This is a genomic window from Mesorhizobium sp. M0029, assembly GCF_040323735.1.
GTDB lineage: Bacteria > Pseudomonadota > Alphaproteobacteria > Rhizobiales > Rhizobiaceae > Mesorhizobium.
In genome coordinates this window covers 198,994-214,349 of sequence record NZ_JAMYVF010000001.1, presented here as the reverse complement: position 1 = coordinate 214,349, position 15,356 = coordinate 198,994, and the positions used below count along the sequence as shown (strand labels likewise).

10 protein-coding genes are annotated in these 15,356 nt (G+C 63.9%); 1 reads left to right on the top strand and 9 read right to left on the bottom strand.

Annotation, left to right across the window (positions count from 1 at the left end; all coding sequences use genetic code 11):
* Positions 1–12 precede the first annotated feature (12 nt).
* The 4 genes from NKJ76_RS01030 to NKJ76_RS01015 all read right to left on the bottom strand — a co-directional run bounded on the left by NKJ76_RS01030 (position 13) and on the right by NKJ76_RS01015 (position 8,123).
* Positions 13–897: a transglutaminase family protein gene (locus NKJ76_RS01030; protein ID WP_023725136.1), complete on the bottom strand. Its 885-nt coding sequence runs from the start codon at positions 895–897 to the stop codon at positions 13–15.
* A 1-nt stretch (position 898) separates the two neighbouring features.
* Entirely contained in the window at positions 899–3,310 is a 2,412-nt protein-coding gene (locus tag NKJ76_RS01025; protein WP_023725137.1) for a circularly permuted type 2 ATP-grasp protein, read from the bottom strand.
* 6 nt (positions 3,311–3,316) lie between these two features.
* Complete coding sequence (locus NKJ76_RS01020) at positions 3,317–6,676, bottom strand: transglutaminase family protein (RefSeq protein ID WP_352536587.1); 3,360 nt, start codon at positions 6,674–6,676, stop codon at positions 3,317–3,319.
* A 250-nt stretch (positions 6,677–6,926) separates the two neighbouring features.
* Positions 6,927–8,123, bottom strand: a complete 1,197-nt coding sequence (locus NKJ76_RS01015; RefSeq protein WP_023735009.1) for an acyl-CoA dehydrogenase — start codon at positions 8,121–8,123, stop codon at positions 6,927–6,929.
* A 106-nt stretch (positions 8,124–8,229) separates the two neighbouring features.
* Between NKJ76_RS01015 and NKJ76_RS01010 the strand changes: the two genes are divergently transcribed.
* Entirely contained in the window at positions 8,230–9,141 is a 912-nt protein-coding gene (locus NKJ76_RS01010; RefSeq protein WP_023686321.1) for a LysR family transcriptional regulator, read from the top strand.
* An 11-nt stretch (positions 9,142–9,152) separates the two neighbouring features.
* Here the strand turns inward: NKJ76_RS01010 and NKJ76_RS01005 are convergent, their stop codons facing one another.
* From NKJ76_RS01005 to NKJ76_RS00985, 5 genes are all read right to left on the bottom strand, one after another.
* Positions 9,153–9,335 carry a hypothetical protein gene (locus NKJ76_RS01005; RefSeq protein WP_023671771.1) on the bottom strand — a complete coding sequence of 61 codons (183 nt, stop codon included), beginning with the start codon at positions 9,333–9,335 and terminating at the stop codon, positions 9,153–9,155.
* Between the two features lie 65 nt (positions 9,336–9,400).
* Positions 9,401–11,722, bottom strand: a complete 2,322-nt coding sequence (locus NKJ76_RS01000; protein WP_352536586.1) for a Tex family protein — start codon at positions 11,720–11,722, stop codon at positions 9,401–9,403.
* Positions 11,723–11,836: 114 nt separating this feature from the next.
* Complete coding sequence (locus NKJ76_RS00995) at positions 11,837–13,018, bottom strand: serine hydrolase domain-containing protein (RefSeq protein WP_352536585.1); 1,182 nt, start codon at positions 13,016–13,018, stop codon at positions 11,837–11,839.
* A 33-nt stretch (positions 13,019–13,051) separates the two neighbouring features.
* On the bottom strand, positions 13,052–14,248 hold the full coding sequence (locus NKJ76_RS00990) for a serine hydrolase domain-containing protein (protein WP_352536584.1): 1,197 nt from the start codon (positions 14,246–14,248) through the stop codon (positions 13,052–13,054).
* 62 nt (positions 14,249–14,310) lie between these two features.
* Positions 14,311–15,345 (bottom strand): ABC transporter substrate-binding protein, encoded by a 1,035-nt coding sequence (locus NKJ76_RS00985; RefSeq protein ID WP_352536583.1) that lies wholly within the window; start codon positions 15,343–15,345, stop codon positions 14,311–14,313.
* Positions 15,346–15,356 lie beyond the last annotated feature (11 nt).

Here is a 15,356-nt window from a genome sequence, read left to right as displayed (position 1 = left end):
GCTTCGAGGCTGTCAGGCCTTCTCGAGCGCGACCGGGATGACGTCGACGGCCTGGTCGCCGACCTGGCCGCCGGTGGTTTTCAGCACGCCGACGATCGGAGCCACGTCGGAATAGTCGCGGCCATAGCCAACGGTGATGTGGTCGTTGCTGGCCCGCATGCCATTGGTCGGGTCGAATTCCTGCCAGCCGGCATCGCGCCCACACCACACCTTGACCCAGGCATGCATGGCATCGGCGCCTTCGAGCCGCGGCTTCCCTTTCGGGGGAATGGTGCGCAGGAAGCCGCTGACATAACCCGCAGGAATACCTAGCCCGCGCAGGCCGGCGATCATGATGTGGGAGAAGTCCTGGCACACGCCCCGCTTCAAACCGAAGGCATCGCTGGCCCCGGTACGCACCGTGGTCGCTTCCCCGTCATAGGTGAAATCGCGGTGGATGCGGTTGCACAGATCGATGGCCATGCCGACCGTCGAGCCGCCGGCGCTGTCGCGGGCATAGGCGGTGATCGCCGCATCGATGCCGGCATGATCGCTGGCGGCGAGAAAGTGATGCGGTGCATCCGGCGCCAGTGACCGTACGGCGCCGAGTTCTTCCTGCAGGCGCTGCAGATCGGGCGACACGTCGAGCCCAGGCTCCGGCCGTGACACCGACACGCGCGCGCTCATTCTGATGTCGAGCCCGTCATGGACGTCGCGAAAGGCGATCGCGGTGACATTGTTGCCGAAGAAATCGGCAAAATCCGTGCGCTCCGATGGGGTCGGCACAAACGAAAGCGAGGCCGCGATCACGCGCTGCACGCCGGCAATGGTCGGCGGCAATACACGCACCTGATGCCGGCTGCCGCCGGCCGCGGCGTCATAATCGTAGCTGAGATGAAGCCTGATATCGTACAGCATGTTAACCAAAATACGCTTTAGCCAGGCTGCTATAGAGGTTGCCGATCTCAGTTGCGAGATCGTCCAGCACCTCCGCCGACATCTCCGATGGCTCCATGACGGCAATTGCCGTGTTGAGCTGCAGGATTTCCTTGGCCGCGACCGACATATGCCCCTCCGGCCCAACCGATGGCAACAGGCCGATCTCCGCCTTCAGCCGTTCGAGCTGGAACAGGATCGAGCGCGGGTTGAGTGGGTCGAGCGCCAAGAGGTCGATCACCGTGCGCCGTCCGGCCCGCACCGGATATTGCCGGCGGTGGGTCATGACGCTGTCGCCGATCTCCAGCATCATGTCGAGCGAGCCGTCCGGCGCACCGGACCTTGTCAGTCGGGCTAGCGTACGGGCGATCTGGATGCCGCGCTCGATCCGCCGGCCGATCTCGAGGAAACGCCAGCCGGTGAAACGGTACATATTCTCGTGCAACAGGCCAGAGAAACCGGCGAGCTTGCGCAGCATGACCGTCATCGCCCGTGTCGCGTCGTCACCCGGCGCCACCGTGGTGGCGAACTGATGAATGGTCTTCGACAGGTCCTTCAGCGCCAGCCAGCCATCGGGCGAAAAGCGGTCGCGGATCTGTCCGGCGCTGTAGACGGCGCTGTCCAGCGTGCCGATCAATCCGGGCGGAATGGCCGCTTCGAGATCGACGCCGAAGGGTTCGAGATAGTCCCTGATATCGGCGAGCAGCAGCATGTCAGGATCGGACGTCTCGGCCAGCCGCACATGATAGGCGCGCAGGATGCGAACCGTATCCTCCGAGCGCTCGATATAGCGGCCGAGCCAGGTCAGGTTTTCCGCCGCGCGGCTGGGCAGGCTGCCCGGCATGGTGCGGACAAAGCTGTCATGCTCCTGCGGCAGCAGCGTCTCGCGCTCGACCGACCGGTCGCTGACCACCCAGACGTCGGCCGCCTGGCCGCCGCGCTGCATGGCGATGGCCGTCGGGTCGAGCGAAAGGCCGACACGGGCGAAACCGCCCGGCATTACCGTCCAGCCATCGGGCGTGCGCGCCAGATAAACGCGCAGGCTTGCCGGTCGCGGTTCCAGCCAGCCGCCGACATAGACCGGCGTCGTCGACAGCGTCACCGCTTCCTGGCCGACGAAACCGCTGCCATCGCTCTCGATGCGCGCGATCAGCGCGATGCGTTCCTCCGGCGTCAGTGCCGAACCGAGCCTGGTCTGGCCGTCATCCTCGAAGGCCAGCCGCGTCGACAGCGCCGGACCGATCACCATGCGATCGATATTGGCAAGCACATGCGCCCGTTCGGTTGCTTGCCCGCACCACCAGGTGGCCACGCTTGGCAACAGAAGCTCTTCGCCGCGCAATGCGCGCGAAATCTTCGGCAGGAAGGCGAGCAGCGCCCGGGTTTCCATCAAGCCCGACCCCAGCGCATTGACCGTAGACACGGTGCCGCGGCGGATCGCCTCGACCAGCCCCGGCGTGCCGATATGCGAGTCCGACCTCAGTTCCAGCGGATCGGCAAAGGCGGCATCGAGCCGCCGCCACAGCACGCTGATCGGCATCAGCCCGGAAACCGTGCGCACCATCAGCTTGCCGCCGGAGACGGTCAGATCCTCGCCCTCGAGCAGCATGATGCCGAGATAGCGGGCGATATAGGCGTGCTCGTAATAAGTCTCGTTGAGCGGCCCCGGCGTCAGAATGGCGACGCGGCCGTCATTCTCCTTCGCCATGCCGATCAGCGCATCGCGAAAGCGGCGGAAGAAACCGGCCAGGCGATGCACATGCATCTCGCCATAGACGTCGGACAAAGCCCGCGTCGTGGCGACGCGGTTTTCCAGCGCAAAGCCGGCGCCCGACGGCGCCTGCGTGCGGTCGCCCAGCACCCACCAGCTTCCATCCGGCCCACGACCGAGCTCGAAGGCGCAAAAATGCAGGAAATGACCGCTGGCCGGCATGGTGCCGACGACGGGGCGCAAAAATTCGGGGCTCGCCGCAATCAGGCCTGCCGGCAGGATTCCCTTCTCGATCAGCCGGTTCGGGCCATAGATATCAGCGACTATCTCCTCGAAAAGCTCGGCGCGCTGGACGAGACCGGCGCTGATCCCGGCCCATTCCTTGTCTTCGATCAGCAGCGGGATATGCGCCAGTGGCCATTCGCGCTCGTTGGCGCCGGCCTTGTCGTAGACGCGATAATAAACGCCGGCGTCGCGCAGATACTGGTCGGCGCGGGCAAAGCGCTGGCCCAGCTTTTCGGGACCCAGCTCCTCCAGCGCCTCGATGAAGGGCGCCCAGGCCGGACGCGGATGGCCCGAAGCATCGACCATCTCGTCGACGACGCCGTCAATCGGCTGGTAGTGCTCCAGCAGACTGTGCCTCAGCGGCTTGCCGCGGACCTTTTTCTGATTCCCCTTTGCCATCGCTGATCAGAGTCTTGCTGGCCGCCTGAGGTCAAGGGTCATGGGGAAGTCTTCAGAGGCTTCTTCATTGCGCAGCACATAGGCCGACGGCGTATGGCCGCGCGGCTCGAAGCGGGCGAGACGCCTCGCCTCGGCCTCATTGCCGTTGACCGGGAACGTGTCGTAGCTGCGCCCACCTGGATGCGCGACATGGTAGACGCAGCCGCCCACCGCCCGCCCCGACCAACGGTCGTAAATGTCGAAGACCAAAGGCGTGTTGACCGGCAGCGCCGGATGCAGGCCCGACGAAGGCTGCCAGGCCTTGAAGCGCACACCGGCCACCGCGACCTCGCGATTGTCGGGGACCTTCATCGGCACGATTCGGCCATTGCAGACAATGGCATGACGTTCCGGGTTGAGGCCTTCGGTCCTGACCTGCAGCCGTTCGACCGAGGAATCGACGAAGCGCACGGTGCCGCCGATGGCGCCTTGCTCACCCATCACATGCCACGGCTCCAGCGCCTGCCGCAGTTCCAGCTTGATGCCGGCATGCTGGACTTCGCCGCAGAACGGAAAGCGGAACTCCAGCTGGGCATCGAACCATTCCGGCCGGAATTCGAAACCGTTGAGCTTGAGGTCGTCGAGCATGTCGAGGAAATCCGCCCAGACATAATGCGGCAGCATGAAACGGTCATGGAGCGAGGTGCCCCAGCGCACGAAGCGGCCATCAAGCGGGTTGTTCCACGCACGGGCGATGATGGCGCGTACCAGCAATTGCTGCGCCAGCGACATGCGCGCATTGGGCGGCATCTCGAAACCGCGGAACTCAACAAGCCCAAGCCGGCCGGTCGGGCCATCGGGCGAAAACAGCTTGTCGATGCAGATTTCCGAGCGGTGCGTATTGCCGGTGACATCGGTCAACAGGTTGCGAAACAGTCGGTCGACCAGCCAAGGCAGCGGTGGGTTGCCCTGGCCCGGGTGCGGCACCTGCGCCATCGCGATCTCGAGTTCGTAAAGCGAATCGTGCCGCGCCTCGTCGAAGCGCGGCGCCTGGCTGGTCGGGCCGATGAACAGGCCGGAGAATAGATAGGACAGCGACGGGCGCCGCTGCCATTGCAGCACCAGGCTCTTCAACAGATCGGGCCGGCGCAGGAACGGGCTGTCATTGGGCGTCGCGCCGCCGACGACGACATGGTTGCCCCCGCCGGTACCGGTGTGGCGGCCGTCGATCATGAACTTGTCGGCGCCAAGCCGCGTCTGCCGTGCTTCCTCGTAGATCGCCGTCGTCGTCGCCACGCAGTCCTGCCAGTTGGCAGCCGGATGGATGTTGACCTCGATGACGCCGGGATCGGGTGCCACCCTGATGACGTTGAGGCGCGGATCGTGCGGCGGTCCATAGCCCTCGATATGCACGGGAAGGCCGATCGCCTTGGCCGCGTTTTCGGCGGCTGCGACGAGTTCGAGATAGTCTTCCAGCGCCTCGACCGGCGGCATGAACACGCACAGCCGCCCGTCGCGTGGCTCGACCGAAAGTGCTGTACGCACCGCGCCGCCGATCTCGGTGATCTCCTGTTCGACCCTATCCTGCTGGCCGGTCGTCGCCGTGAAAGAAATCGCCTGCTGGCGTCGTGCCATCTCGTCGGCGCCTTCCAGCTCGGCCGGAGCCGGTTCTGGCAGTATGGCTTCCCGCGCCGGCAGCGGTCTACGCGGCAGCGACGGATCGACCGGCACAATATAGGGGAACTGCGCCGGCGGCACATAGGGCAGCGTGCCCAGCGGCAGGCGGTAACCGACAGGGGAATCGCCCGGCACCAGGAACAGCCGCCCGCGCCGGGTCTTCCACTTCTCCGAGCGCCAGCGCGGGTCCGAAGCCTGGCTGTTCCAGCGCTGCACCGGCAGCACGTAGCCCGACGGCTTGGTCAGCCCGCGCTCGAACACTTTCGCCATGCGGCTGCGCTCTTCCGGGTCTTCCAGCTTGGAGTTGGACGGATCGACATTGTCGGGCAGCTTGCCTTCTTTCAGCAGCCATTCGGCCGGGTCCTCATAGGCCTCGCTGACCATCGCCTTGTCGATGCCGAGTTCGCCGGCGATTGCCGTCAGCAAGCTCTCGGCCTGCTGCGGCCCCACCTTTGCGTCGCTCTTTTCGCGTGCGATCAGCGACGGATCGCTCCACACCGGCTGGCCGTCGGTGCGCCAATAGAGCGAAAAGGTCCAGCGCGGCAGGCTTTCGCCCGGATACCATTTGCCCTGGCCGTAGTGGAGGAAGCCGCCCGGCGCGAAGCGTTCGCGCAATTTACGGATCAGCGCATCGGCCTTTTCGCGCTTGGTCGGGCCGACGGCGGCGGTGTTCCACTCGGCGGACTCGAAATCGTCGATGGAGACAAAGGTCGGCTCGCCGCCCATGGTCAGCCTGACGTCGCCCGCTTGAAGTGCGGCGTCGACCTTGTTGCCCAGCGCATCCAGCGCCTGCCAGCTTTCGTCCGAGAATGGCTTGGTGATGCGCGGATGTTCGGCGATGCGGTCGACACGCATGTCGAAGCCGAATTCGACATTGGCGAAGCTCGCCATGCCGGAAATGGGTGCGGCGTTGCGGAAATGCGGCGTGGCCGCCAGCGGCACATGGCTTTCGCCGGTGAGCAGGCCGGACGTCGGATCGAAGCCGATCCAGCCGGCGCCCGGCAGATAGACCTCGCACCAGGCGTGCAGGTCGGTGAAGTCTACGGCGGTCCCGGCTGGGCCATCGAGCGCGACCAGATCGGGCTTCAGCTGGATCAGATAGCCTGAGACGAAACGCGCGGCGAGGCCGAGATTCCTGAGGATTTGCACCAGCAGCCAGCTCGAATCCCGGCACGATCCCTTTTTCGCGGCCAGCGTTTCCTCCGGCGAGAACACGCCGGTTTCCATCCGCACGATATAGGCGATCTCCCGCTGCAGCCGCGCATTGAGGTCGACGACGAAATTGACGGTGTTGGTGGCGCTACGGTCGATGGTTGCGAGGAAAGCAGACAGCAGCGGCCCCGCCGGCTCCGGCGTGCGGTAGATGGCGAGATCGTCCCTGATGTCTTCGGGGTACTCGAACGGGAGGGTCTCGGCCGATGGCTCGACGAAGAAATCGAACGGATTGTAGACCGTCATGTCGGCGACGAGGTCGACCTCGATCTTCAATTCCGTCACCGGCTCCGGGAAGACGAAGCGGGCCAGGAAATTGCCGTAGGGGTCCTGCTGCAGATTGACGAAGTGGTTCGCCGGCCCGACCTTCAGCGAATGGCTGAGCACCTTGGTGCGGGAATGCGGTGCCGGCTGCAGCCTGATGACCTGGGGCCCGAGAACCACCGGCCGGTCATATTTGTAATGGGTCAGGTGGTAGACGGCTGCCAGTATTGCCATGGGGCCCCGGAGATCGGCGTTTCTTCAGCCGAACCCTGACACATCTATTGGCCATTCTCCAAGCAGAGATGTTGCGCTGCACCTAAATTAAGCAGCCGAAGCCGGCTACGCTGTGTCGAGATTCAGGTCAGGCCGAGTCGAAAATGGCTGATACCGAGAACCGGCGCAGAGCGTACTTTTGGTACGCGAGCACCGGAAGCGCAGGTATCGGCCATTTGCAGGCCGGCCTCACCTGAACATCGGCACAGCTTTAGAAAAACGCCTGTATCCCCGTCTGAGCCCTGCCAAGGATCAGCGCATGCACGTCATGCGTGCCTTCATAGGTGTTGACCGTCTCCAGGTTCTGCGCGTGGCGCATGACGTGGTAGCCGATCTGGATGCCGTTGCCGCCATGCATGTCGCGGGCCTGGCGGGCGATGTCGAGCGCCTTGCCGCAATTGTTGCGCTTGACGATCGAGATCATCTCCGGTGCCATCTTGCCCTCGTCCATCAGCCGCCCGACGCGCAGCGAGCCCTGCAGGCCCAGCGCGATCTCGGTCTGCATGTCGGCGAGCTTTTTCTGGAACAGCTGCGTGCCGGCGAGCGGCTTGCCGAACTGCTTGCGGTCGAGTCCATACTGCCGGGCCCGGTGCCAGCAATCCTCGGCGGCGCCCATCGCGCCCCAGGAAATGCCGTAGCGGGCCCGGTTGAGGCAGCCGAATGGGCCGCCGAGGCCCCTGGCGTTGGGCAGCAGCGCGTCTTCGCCGACTTCGACGCCTTCCATCACCACCTCGCCGGTGATCGAGGCCCTAAGGCTGAGCTTGCCGCCGATCTTCGGCGCCGACAGCCCCTTCATGCCCTTCTCCAGCACGAAACCGCGGATTTCGTCCTTGCCGTTGTCGCCCTTCAGCTTCGCCCAGACCACGAACACATCGGCGATCGGCGCGTTGGATATCCACATTTTCGAGCCGGAAATCCTGTAGCCGTTCGCGGTCTTCTCGGCCCGCGTCTTCATACCGCCGGGATCGGAACCCGCATCCGGTTCGGTCAGGCCGAAGCAGCCGATCCATTCGCCCGAGGCCAGCTTAGGCAGAAATTTCTTGCGCTGTTCTTCCGAGCCATAGGCATGGATCGGATACATCACCAGCGACGACTGCACGGACATCATCGACCGGTAGCCGGAATCGACCCGCTCGACCTCGCGCGCCACCAACCCGTAGGTGACGTAATTGGCGCCGAGCCCGCCATATTCCTCAGGGATGGTGATGCCGAGCAGGCCGGCCTCGCCCATCTCGCGAAAGATGCCGGCATCGGTCTTTTCCTCGAGATAGGCCTCCTCGATGCGCGGCGCGAGCTTGTCGGCGGCAAAGGCGGCCGCGCCATCGCGCACCATGCGCTCATCCTCGGAAAGCTGGTTCTCGATCAGGAAGGGGTCTTCCCAGACGAACGCGTTCTTGTCGGCGGCCATGGCTTCGCTCTCTCCCAAAATCTTGAAGTGCTCGGGCTTATCCACCTCCGCTTCGGAAAAATCAAACAAAATTGCATCACAGATCAATGAGGTTTAGTAATGGATCATGAACGTCCAACGCCGGCTTTTACCCAGCACCAGCGCCCTTGCCGCCTTCGAGGCCGTGGCCCGCCTTGGCTCCTTCACCGCTGCCGCCCAGGAACTCGATTTGACCCAAGGGGCCGTCAGCCGCCAGATAGCACTTCTGGAGGAACAGTTCGGCCGCCGGCTGTTCGAGCGCGACAGCCGCAATGTTCGGCTGTCCACGGCGGGCGAAATCTATGCCGAAGCCGTGCGGGCGGCACTCGGGCAATTGCGCGACGCCGCGCTCGGATTGATGAGCAATCGGCATAGCGGCATGCTGAACCTCGCCATACTGCCGACCTTCGGCACGCGCTGGCTGATGCCGCTGATCCCGGATTTCGTCGCAGAAAACCCTGACATCACCATCAACTTCGTCACCCGCATCGGCCGCTTCGACTTCGCCCGCGAACGCCTCGACGCCGCTATCCATCATGGCCAGCCGGACTGGCCGGACGCCGATTCCACATTGTTGATGCGCGAAACCGTGATGCCGGTGGTTTCGCCCGACTTCCTTGCCAGCCGCGATATCACCACGGCGGCCGACATCAGCCGCCTGCCGCTGCTGCACATGGCGACGCGCCCTGGCGCCTGGGGCGAATGGTTCGAGGAACAGGGCTTGAGCGCACCGATCGGACCCGGCATGCAGTTCGAGCAATTCGGCACCGTTGCCCAAGCCTGCATGGCGGGGCTTGGCGTCGCGCTCCTGCCGCAAGTTCTTATCGCCGGCGAATTGCAGCGCGGTCAGCTCGTGCCGGCGCCGGGACAGCCGATGCAAAGCCGCAGCGCCTACTACCTCGTCGTCCCGAACGACAAGCGCGGCCACCCGCCCGTCGTCAGCTTTCGCGACTGGCTGCTGGGCCAGGTTGAGAAGGAACCGGCCGTTCTGGCCTGGTAGCTACTTCCGCTTCATCGGCTCGGTTTCCGGCTGGAAGCGCAGCGTTTTTGCGACTTGCGTTCGGCAACTTTCGCATCGAGCTTGCTTTTGATCCGGGCGAAAGCCTGGTCTCCATCGACCGAACTGCCACTCGCCATGCCCTCGTCCCAAAGACGCCCCAACTCTTGGACACTCACTTTCTCGAAACTTGCCATATCGCGCGTATCTCCACACAAGAATGGTAGATAACGCTCTAGCGATTGCAAGGAACCATTCGAGGCTACTTCCGCTTCAAGGCATCGGCCAGTGCTGCGCCAAACGCGCCTTGCTGTGCCGGTCGTTCCGGCTGACGCTGCGGCATCGGCGAAGGTTGCGCCGGCTTGCCGCCGCCATTGTCGCGCGGCCCCTTCGGCGTCCCGCCCTCGCCGCCGTCCTTGCGCATGGACAGCGCGATGCGCTTGCGCTTGATGTCGACATCGACGACCCGCACCTTCACCACGTCGCCGGCCTTCACCACCTCATGCGCGTCCTTGATGAAACGATCGGCCAGTTGCGAGACATGCACCAGCCCGTCCTGGTGCACGCCGATATCGACGAAGGCGCCGAAGGCAGCGACATTGGTAACGGTGCCTTCCAGAAGCATGCCGGGCTTCAGATCCTTGATGTCGTCGATGCCATCGGCAAAGGTTGCGGTCTTGAAGCCGGGGCGCGGGTCGCGGCCGGGCTTTTCCAGCTCGGCAATGATGTCGCGCACCGTCGGCAGGCCGAAGCGTTCGTCGACGAAGACTCGCGGATCGAGCGCCTTGAGCGCTGCGCTGTCGCCCATCAGCGAGCGCACATCGCGGCCGCAGGCAGCGACGATCTTCTTGGCCACGCCATAGGCTTCCGGATGGACCGACGAGGCGTCGAGCGGCTCGCTGCCATTGGCAATGCGCAGGAAGCCTGCGGATTGTTCGAACGCGCGCGGTCCAAGCCGCGCCACCTTGAGCAGTTCCTTGCGGCTGGCGAACGGCCCGGTCGCATCGCGATGCGCGACAATGGCATCGGCAAGCGACGCGCCTAGGCCTGACACGCGGGCCAAAAGCGGCGCCGAGGCGGTGTTGAGATCGACGCCGACAGCATTCACCGCGTCCTCCACCACCGCCTCCAGCGAGCGGCCAAGCCGGTACTGGTCGACATCATGCTGGTACTGGCCAACGCCGATCGATTTCGGCTCGATCTTGACCAGTTCGGCGAGCGGGTCCTGCAGGCGCCTGGCGATCGACACCGCACCGCGCAGCGACACGTCGAGCCCGGGAAACTCAGCCGCCGCTGTCGCCGAGGCCGAATAGACCGAGGCGCCGGCCTCGCTGACGATCACCTTGAGCGGCTTTGGCCCACCATCCGAAGGCATGTCGGACAGCATGTCGGCGACCAGCTTTTCAGTCTCGCGGCTGCCGGTGCCGTTGCCGATCGAAATCAGCTCGACCTTATGCTGGCGGATGAGTGCTGCGAGCTGGGCCTGTGTGCCGCGCACATCGTTCCGCGGCGGAAATGGATAGACGGTCGTCGTCGCCAGCACCTTGCCGGTGCCATCCACGACAGCGACCTTGACGCCGGTGCGGATGCCGGGATCGAGGCCCATGGTCGGCCGCGAGCCGGCGGGTGCTGCCAGAAGCAAATCCTTGAGGTTGCGTGCAAAGACATGGATCGCCTCTTCCTCCGCCCGCTCGCGCAGGTCGCGCATCAAATCGAGCGTCAGGTGCAGCGAAAGCTTGATCCGCCAGGTCCAGCCGGCCACTTCAATCAGCCAGCGGTCGCCCGGCAGGCTGCCGCCGATGGCGTAGGCATTGGCGATCATCCGCTCGACCGGCTTCACCGGCGAGGCATCGTCGGCATCGACCTCGATGTCGAGCGACAACACCTCTTCGTTGCGGCCGCGCAGCATGGCCAGCGCGCGGTGGCTCGGAACATTGGCCCAGCGCTCGACATGCTCGAAATAGTCGGAGAATTTCGCCCCGGCCTCCTGCTTACCGTCGACGACACGGGCACGCATGAAAGCGCGCTCCTTCATGTAGGTGCGAAGCTTGCCGACCAGATCGGCATTTTCCGCGAACTGTTCCGACAGGATGTCGCGTGCGCCTTCCAGTGCGGCCTTGGCGTCGGTCACATCCTCGGTCACATAAGCCAGCGCCGCCTCGGCGGGCACCAACGACCGGTTGGCCAAAATAGCCTCCGCCAATGGCCCCAGCCCGCGCTCCCGGGCGATCTCGGCCTTGGTGCGGCGCTTGGGCTTGTAGGGCAGGTAGATGTCTTCCAGTTCAGCCTTGGTGGCGGCAGCCACAATTTTGGCCTCAAGTTCCTCGGTCAGCTTGCCCTGCTCGCGGATCGAACCGAGAATGATATCGCGGCGCGCATCGAGTTCGCGCAGATAGGCCAATCGCTCGGCAAGGTCGCGCAATTGGGTGTCGTCTAGCCCGCCGGTGACCTCCTTGCGGTAGCGCGCCACAAACGGCACCGTCGCGCCCTCATCGAGCAGCCCTATAGCTGCTGATGCCTGCTCCGGCCGCGCCCCGATCTCTGCCGCGATGATGGATGCGATGCGTTTGCTGTCTGCTGCCATGCTGGTCCCTGTCGCAAAGAGGGGCGACCATAGGCGCTGATGTCCGTCACGCCAACCGCAGTGTTCTCAAGCGTCAAAGAGGTCCACAGGAAAGCGCCTTGCTTTGGCTCGTCCTCAGACCATCCCGCTCAGCGCCTCGAAAAAGGCAACGATCTCGCGTTCGAGCGGATAATCTTCAGGCACCGGCTGCGACCCCATTTTTGCAATCACCACTTCCATCTTCGGATCGACGTAGAGCCATTGGCCGTGGATGCCGATGCCGCAGAAAGCACCGTTTGCCGCACCCGTTTGGTACCACTTGTTGCGATAGCGGCCCTTCGGGAACAGATGCACCATCGTGCCGCGCTGCCAGGCCTCCGCGCTGCCGCCGGCAACGGTCGTATCGCGCACCCAGCCTTCCGGCACGATGCGCCGGCCATTGGCCGTGCCGCCCTGCCGCATCATCTCGCCGATACGCGCCAGGTCGCGCGGCGTCACCGAAATGCCGCCGGCGGTGCGCGCCGTACCTTCCATGTCGACGCCGATCGAAGCCTCGCTGACAGCACCCAGGGGTAGCCACAGTTTCTCGCGCATCAAGTCCGGGAAGCGCAGGCCGGAAGCTCGTTCGAGCAGCAGGCCGAGCAGATCGGAATTGGGCGAACGGTAGCGGAAGGTTTTGCCGTGCGGTTCTTCGAGCCGCTGCAAGGTCAGAATGAATTCGCGCAAGCTTTCAGTGCCGCCGCCCGGATTCCACAGCGTAGCGCGACGGTAACGGGCAAAGGCGCTTTCGGGATCGAGATAGGCCTCCTCGAAGTCGAGGCTGACGCTCATATCGAGCACATGCCGGCAGCTTGCATCGGCATAGGCCGAACCGGCGGCTTCCGGAATGTACTGGGTCACCGGCGCTTCCGGGTCGAACACGCCCTCGCCTTCCAGTATTCCGGCGATGATCGCGGTGACCGATTTGCTGATCGAAAAGATGATGTGACGGGCGCCGAAATCCATATTGGGCGCGAACCAGTCGCCGATGACCTTGCCAGCCTTCATCACCGTCAGCGCGTCGCTGCTCGAACGTGTGAGGAATTCGGCCACCGTTTCCGGGGCGCTGGCGATCGAAACCTTTTCGCCGAGCAGGCCGCTCAGGTCCCGCACCGGCGCTTCGACGCTTCCCGGCGTCGCCGCCACGGGAGCGGTCGGCACCAGTTCGCCAAGGTTCTGGAATGACCAGCGGTTGAACGGGTTTTCGCGCCAGTTGGAGAGCAGCACCTCATTGCGGGCAAAGCCGTAGCGGATCTCGAACGCAGTCTTGCCAGTCATGAACGTTTCCTCGGAGGGATGATTTGTTGTGGGTCAACCAAGCGCCTTGGCGATGGCGTGCACCGCCTTCAGCGTTGCCACCGAATAGGCGACATTGCTGAAATCCGGATAGCTTGAAAGCTTGACCACGACCATGCCGGTGTCCCAGTCGATATGGATCATCTGCCCGAACACGCCCCGGCACATCAGTGCGCGTGAGCGCGGGTTTTCGATCCAGAACTGGTTGCGGTAGCTGCCCTCCGGCAGGCTCGGATTGAAATCCGGCGCATGCCTGCCGTTGCGAGTCGCCTCGATCCAGTCGGCCGGCACGATGCCGCGGCCATTGTCGAGGATCAACTGGCCGAAGCGGGCGTAGTCTCGCAGCGTCGCGTTGAAGCCGCCATCGGCCAGCGCATAGCCGGCGCTGTCAACCGTGAAGCAGGCGCTCTCGTCGGCGCCGAGCTTTTGCCACAGCTCCTCGGACACCAGCTGCGCCAGCCGTTTACCGGTGACCCGCTCCATGATGAAGGCAAGCACGTCGGTCTCGATCGAGCGGTACTCGAACGCGGCGCCATGCGGCCGCACCTTGTCCTTCAGCTGCAGGATCAACTCGAACAGATGCGGCGGCCATTGGAAATCCGGATCGCTGTCCGGCGGCACCGGCTTCCAGCCGGTGGCGACATCGACCTGGCCGATATCGGAATAGCGATCGGTGTATTCCTCGGAAAAGCGAACACCCGTCGTCATGTCAAGCACATGCTGCACGCTGGCGCCGTCCCAGCCGGTCGCGCCGAGCTCCTGCAGATAGGCGGTCACCGGTTTGGCCGGGTCGATCAAGCCGCGCCCAACCAGAATACCGAACACGGTGCCTGTTACCGACTTCGCCATCGACTGCGACAGATGCAGCGTGCGCTCGGCCATGCCGTTGAAATAGCGCTCATAGGCGACCTTGCCGTCTTTGAGCACCAGGAAGCCGTCCGTGTAGGTCTCGTCGAGCAGGCCAACGAGCGTCGTCGGACGGCCCTTGCTGTCTTCCACCGGCAGCGCGTCGAGATCGGTCTCTGCGCGCTCAAGACGATGGCGATGGCCATTACCGCGCCAGACCTCGATGGTCGGCAGGAATTCGCGGATGTGTTGGAAGGCCCAGCGATTCCATGGCGGCCGGTCCCAGTCGAGCTTCGGCAGCACCATTTGAGGCGGCGAGCCCCGCATGATCGACGGCCGCGGATCGCTGTTGCGATAGGAGTCCATGAAAGCCATTCCGGAAAAGAAAAGACCCGGCGGCGGCTGCCGCCGGGTCTGTCAGACTGCGGTTATTTCTGCAGTTCGGTCCAAATCTTGGTGTAGATGTCCTGGATCTCAGGCGCGCACATCTTCTGGAATTCGCCTTGTGCCTTCGCAGTCTCCGGAATGACGACTTCCGGCGCATCCTTCATGTCGGCCGGCATGTACTTGTCCGAGCCGGTAATGGCGTTTGCGTAGCGATGGAAGGCCGAGAGGCCGGCCGCGTTTTCCGGATCCATGATGAAGTTCTGGAACAGCTTGGCGTTCTCGACGTTCTTGGCTTCCTTGAGAACGACGACGTTATCGCTCCACAGGCCGTAGCCTTCCTTCGGATAATTGTAATGGATGGCCGGATTGGCCAACCGCTGGCGTAGCGCCGAGCCGTTCCAGTCGCTGGTCGCCTTGAAGTCGCCGGCGCCCATCTTTTCGATGGTATTGTATTCCATGGCGATCCAGTTCGGCTTGGCCGCGACAAGCGTGTCGCGCACCTTCTTCAGCACCGTCTTGTCGTCGGTGCACTGCTGGCCGCCGACATATTTGATCGCCGCGAAGATAACGTCATTCATCTCCGGAACGACATTAGTCTTGCCCTTCAGCTCGTCCGGCGTGTTGAAGATGATGCCCCAGCTGTCGGCTGGTCCCTTGTAGGCATCGGTGTTGACGACAACGCCGACGGTGCCCAGCGCCCACGGCACGGAATATTTGCGGCCGGGGTCGAAGTCTGGATTGGCCCATTCCGGCGCCACGTTCTTGAAGTTCTCCATCTTGCCCGGATCGGTCTCCTGCACGAGGCCCTCCTTGATCCAGATCGGCACGTAGGTTTGCGACGGAACGGCGATGTCGAAGCCGGTGCCGCCCTGGCGTACCTTGGCGAGCGCCGTATCGTTGGAATCGTAATCGGTGATCGTCACCTTGACGTTGTATTTGGCTTCGAACTTTTTGATCACGTCGGGGCTGGTATAGTTGCCCCAATTGTAGATGTTCAGCTCGCCATCGGCGTGGGCCAGGCTCGTCGTTGCGAGCAGCGCCAACCCGATGGCGGCTGTCGTTGTTTTCCAGTTCATGGTTTTAGCTC